The 4,958-nt window shown below is 56.2% G+C and carries 3 protein-coding genes and 2 pseudogenes; 2 read left to right on the top strand and 3 right to left on the bottom strand.

The window, feature by feature from the left end:
• A pseudogene (locus tag AC221Y_RS20275) lies at nt 1–105 on the top strand (IS6 family transposase); the annotation flags it as partial.
• Nucleotides 106–235: 130 nt separating this feature from the next.
• On the opposite strand, the gene AC221Y_RS20270 reads toward AC221Y_RS20275, so the two are convergent.
• Complete coding sequence (locus AC221Y_RS20270; protein ID WP_486708202.1) at nt 236–979, bottom strand: dienelactone hydrolase family protein; 744 nt, start codon at nt 977–979, stop codon at nt 236–238.
• A gap of 114 nt (nt 980–1,093) precedes the next feature.
• On the opposite strand from AC221Y_RS20270, the gene AC221Y_RS20265 reads away from it, so the two are divergent.
• Entirely contained in the window at nt 1,094–2,728 is a 1,635-nt protein-coding gene (locus tag AC221Y_RS20265; protein ID WP_486708201.1) for a winged helix-turn-helix domain-containing tetratricopeptide repeat protein, read from the top strand.
• 184 nt (nt 2,729–2,912) lie between these two features.
• Here the strand turns inward: AC221Y_RS20265 and AC221Y_RS20260 are convergent, their stop codons facing one another.
• Together AC221Y_RS20260 and AC221Y_RS20255 are read right to left on the bottom strand one after the other, a co-directional pair.
• Complete coding sequence (locus AC221Y_RS20260; RefSeq protein WP_299756288.1) at nt 2,913–3,830, bottom strand: DMT family transporter; 918 nt, start codon at nt 3,828–3,830, stop codon at nt 2,913–2,915.
• A gap of 435 nt (nt 3,831–4,265) precedes the next feature.
• A pseudogene (locus tag AC221Y_RS20255) lies at nt 4,266–4,808 on the bottom strand (class I SAM-dependent methyltransferase); the annotation flags it as partial.
• Between the last annotated feature and the right edge of the window lie 150 nt (nt 4,809–4,958).

The raw sequence follows: 4,958 nt of genomic DNA, 5'->3' as shown, positions 1-4,958 counted from the left end.
GTCTACAATCACTTTAATCAGGAATGCAGCCTCTCAAGTCGACCCAATTTCAAGCTCAACCGCGCCGCCGCTCTTGCCGAGTGGCGTGGCCTCTGCGCAAAATAAGAGGCAGCGTCACTGTCCGTTCGGAGACTGGTTCGAATTCGTCTGGCAGCACCGTCTGCTATCTACAATTGAACAGGGCTTCTCGACAAGATCACAGCCCTGCCAGAAGCTGGGCCATGACCGGTCAGCATTACTCAGAAAAATCGTCAAGGAACGCGGAATAGTCCTCCCAGCTCTGCTGATCGGCTCCTTCATTATAGTTGGGAAATCCAAAAGCTGAGAAAAGGTGCCCGGCACCCGCATATGTGTGCGCAGTCAGACTTCCGCCAGCGAGATCGACATCGTCTGTGAAATTAACAAGGGTGGATACCGGAACTCGCTCGTCAGAGTCTCCAATGGCGACAAAAAATGGTGCGACACCATCCGGCAATATACGGCCCTGACCTACCGAAACGCGGCCAGAGAAGATCGCGTAGGCATCAACCTCGAGTTCGTTCCCGAGCCCGGACCAGGCCAGTTCCATCGCCACCAAAGCGCCCATGGAGTAGCCCATGACCAGCAAAGGTTCAGCCCCATGCTTTCGGGCCTCATTGATGGCTGCGGTGAGAATTTCGTGCATCCTCTCCTGGTCAGAGGTCACGGCCTGAAGCCCGGTCTGTCGCGCCTCCATTGTCTTAGGCTGCTGTCCGGCAGGGTAGAGGTCGGCAGCGAAAGTCGTGAAACCCAAGTCGGCCAGCATCTGGGCTCTGTCCATTTCATAGTCACTCAGACCATTCCATGTGGGCAGAATCACGATAGTCCCGCGTGGGTTTTCTGCTTGCGCCACGTAGCCATCAAATTGGGCGTCCCCGACTGTGTAGGTTACTCGTTCACCTGCCCCCGCCACGGTCGCAACCACCGCAAAGGCGGTGCTCATTAGGATCAGCTTCGACATGCTTTCTCTCCCTTCTTCCTTTGTTCGTTGCAGCGATGCATGGTTTGCTTAGCCGCTGTGCGCCGTTAAACTAAGCCGGACATGTGCAGAAAGTCCCGAAAGACTACCGAAGAAGTGGCGAAGACCGTAGATCAGGTTCAGATTGGCGATGCAGTTTTCGATCCAGATTCGGGAGAACTGAGCGTCCATGGAGATCGCAGCAATCTCCGCCCCCAAACTGCCAGGGTCCTAACAGTTCTGGTAGAGCGCGAAGGGTCGTTGGTGTCCAAGGCCGACTTGCTGAACCACGTTTGGCCAGACACTCACGTTACCGAAGACAGTGTAGTTCAGTGTATATCGGAGATTCGGAAGGCTTTTCGAGACGCCGGCGGCGTGGAACTCAGGACCATTCCAAAGAAGGGCTACCGCCTCGTTTTTCACATGTCCGACGCGAAACCTCCGAAGCCGGGCTCTCCCCCGTTGCGCCGCTTTCTGCTTCTGACCGGACTGTTGGTCGCGTTCATCCTTGCTTTGCTTGGCGGCCTGTTCTGGTCCAAGGGACCCAGCCCATCGCCCCATCGGACGACCGTTGCGGTAATGCCATTCCAAAACATGAGCGGCGATCTGGGACAGGCATACTTCTCAAATGGTCTCGCTGAGGATCTGATTGTCGATCTGTCTGGGCTCTCCGATATTCGCGTTGTCTCGCGTGGCGCCAGTTTCTCGCTGGATGCGTCAACGACGAGTGTTCGGGAAATGGCGGACATACTTCGCGCAGATGTCATCGTGGAGGGCAGCGTGCGGCGCATCAGCAATAGCCTTCGCCTTTCGGTTGCCTTGGTCGACGGCGAAACGGGGGCAAATCTGTGGGCCAAGCGTTTCGAAGGAACACCTGAAGATGTCTTGGCCTTTCAGGATGAGGTCGCCCACGAATTGCTACGGACGCTGTCGGTGCGGCTTTCCGGTGCGGAGCGTGCCCGTCTCGATGTGCGGGGAACAAACAATATCGAAGCACATGATGCCTATCTTCGCGGTCGCGAACTCGAAAACCTTTATACCAGCGAGACCAACCTGAAAGCTGAGGCCGCCTTGAAAGAGGCGATCCGGATCGACCCTGACTACGCGCTTCCCCACGCTCATCTGGCGCAAGTCTACAGCTTCCGGGTTGAGAATAACTGGACCAGAGACCGGGAAGGAAACATCGATGCAGCGTTCTACCACGCTGAACGGGCTATTGTGCTTGATCCGGAACTGCCATTTGCTCACTTCTCGCTTGGTCGCCTTTACACCCGCAGTTTTGCGCCAGATGAAACACGTGCGATCAACGCTTACAGAACCGCAATTCAACTCGATCCCAACTATGACGATGCCTATGTCTTCCTCGCCAACATTCACATTTTCAATGGACGCGCAGACGAAGCTCTGCCGTTGATCTTGGAAGCCTTCGAACGCAACCCGCTGCCGCCATACTGGTATGACCTTGCCGAAGGCATGGCGAATTATTTTCTGGAAAACTACGAGAAGGCTGAAGCCCATCTTGTTCGAGCCCGCGACAGGAACCCATCAGCCCCGTATCCCTATCGCTTTCTGATCGCGACCTATGGGCAGTTGGGGGTCACAGACGAAGCCGAGTGGATGGCGATGGAATACGAGGCACTCGGACGTGAAGCTACGGTGGAGGACTTGCTAAACTCAGCGTCCATTCAGGACCCAGCCTACAGAATGGCCTTCGCGGAAGGTTTTAGAAAAGCCAATGTGCCAGAAAACTGAAGAATGAGGTCGTTTTACCGACCACAACCTATTCCGCGTGCGCAGCGAAGCGCGGACTTGTCCCGCTCTGCGGTCCTTCTCCCACCGAAAATGCTGCGCGATGCACGAATGGCCGCAAAGCGAAAGCTGCAGCGCGGCGTTGGAACGACCGACGAGCGGCGGCTTTGGGCCGATTACAGCATCCTTAAGGTGCGGTGATTGGCGGAGGCTTACGACGCTTGCCTGACACTGCATTTCCTGCGATTGCCGCAAGCAGCACGGCACCGCCGATCAGCGTATTGAGGCTCGCTGTTTCACCAAGGAAGAGCCAGACCCAAACCGGGCCAAGCAGGACCTCGGCCAGCGATAGCAGGGCAAGCTCTGCAGCTGGGAGACTGCGGGATCCCAGTGTGTAGAGGATCAGTCCCGCACCCACCTGAAATACCCCCATGCCCATGGATATAGTGCCATCGTGCAAGCTGAGAGCAACGGACAGCCCCGAGAATTGGCATATCCCAAATGTGACGACGATGGCGAACAGACCGGACAGGAATACCGATGGGAGCATTTCGCCCGTCCGCCCCCATCGCAAAGCAACGGTGAAGACGGCGAAGCCAAATGCCGACCCAAGCGCGGCAAGGCTGCCTCTCAGGACGACGCTGCCGGACTTATCGGCAACCATGATCGCGATCCCGCCTATGGCAACAGCAATCGCAACCCAGGTTGCGAGGCGCACGCGTTCACGCAGAATGATCCAACCCAGGACCGCAGCCATAAACGGTGCGGTTGCAAAAAGCAGCATTGCATTCGCGACCGAGGTATTCTGGATTGAGTAGATCCCGCCGGAATAGGCTGCAACCAGTGAAAGCCCGGCGATAACAGAGGGAAAGCCGATGCGGCGGATCTGAACAAAGGGGCTTTCGCCCGACCGCACCCGAATGACCACGTAAAGAAATAGCGACATGCTGATCGACCGATAGAGCAGAATCTGCCAGACGACGGCGTCTTCTATCATGCGAATGCCAAGACCGACCGTTGACCACAGAACCCCGGCCGCAAACACGAAGAGCACACTGTACTTGTGGGCATCCGCTGTGGAAGTGTGGGGGGCTACAGATGTCATATCGGGCCATTCAAAGAGGTCTCGCTTGCACGATAACCTCTCGGAGAGGTCTCATATCCCTCGTATGCGACATTCATGGCGCGTCAGAGAACTTGACCGCAAAGTTTCGATTTGAAAAAACTCCGCAACTGACAGATGGCCAATGGCCGGTTTGGGGAAGCTGCGCCGCAGCGACAACAGGTCAGGTCAACGGTTGCAACGGGTCGTCCAAGTCGATCCTGGCCAGCCAAATATCAGATGAAAAGCTGCAGCGCGGAAGGCGGCTTGGAGCCCTAAGCGGCCATCTGCTTGGGGCGTGTCTCACAACTGTTCGAGAGAAAAATCCATTAGGCCTGAGCATCGCGATCGGTTTGTCGAGGGAAGCCGGGTTTCAATCGACGGGTCGGTTGAAGGCATTCTGTGCACGATTTTGGCCGCTCCAGTTAAGGCAATTACTCATGCAGTTCTTCGCACCGCCCAGGCACGAGCGGTAAGTGGGATAGAACCGTCCGGGGCATAGGGCAGCTTATCCTCAATTTTCCGTCGCAGTTGCTCGCGCTGATCGTCCCGCAGGGAAACACAATAGGCCCCGGCTGGGCCTTGCCCCCTTAAGAATGGAGACCAATAGTCATTGATATCAGTGAATATGGTCGGCGCCTCAAGCGCGGTTGTCTTGATGGCGTTTAGACCCGCTGCTTTGAAGAGATCGGCCAGCGGTTCCCGCTTGCAGATCGGAAACTGTTTGCCCTCGTCCTGCGCCGCGCCATTGGGAAAAAGCTCTGAAACTCCGTTCCAGAAATAGCGCATAAGCGGCATCTCACCCGCATAGTCCCAGACGTAGGCGGCAATCGTTCCGCCGTGCTTGGCTGCCCGAAGCATTTCCTTAAGTGCCGGTGACTTTTCAGGAACGAAATTCAAGACGAGGCCGGATACCACGACATCCACCTTGCCGTCTTCAAGCGGCAAGGTGAGCGCGTTTCCAATCTTAAACTCTGCCCGCCCTTCAGTGCGCCGCGAAGATCGAAAAAGGAAAACGTTTTGTGGTTTATTCGCTGTGCACTAACCTTCGGTCTGGCAAGCAAATTGCCGACGCCAATTCAGCAAAGGGGCATTGTCAGAACAAATCTGCTTGAGGCGGGCAGGGTGGTT

It is taken from the genome of Boseongicola sp. (assembly GCF_057460485.1).
Note: the sequence above shows the minus strand (reverse complement) of the source record. Positions and strands in the feature narration are given on the sequence as shown.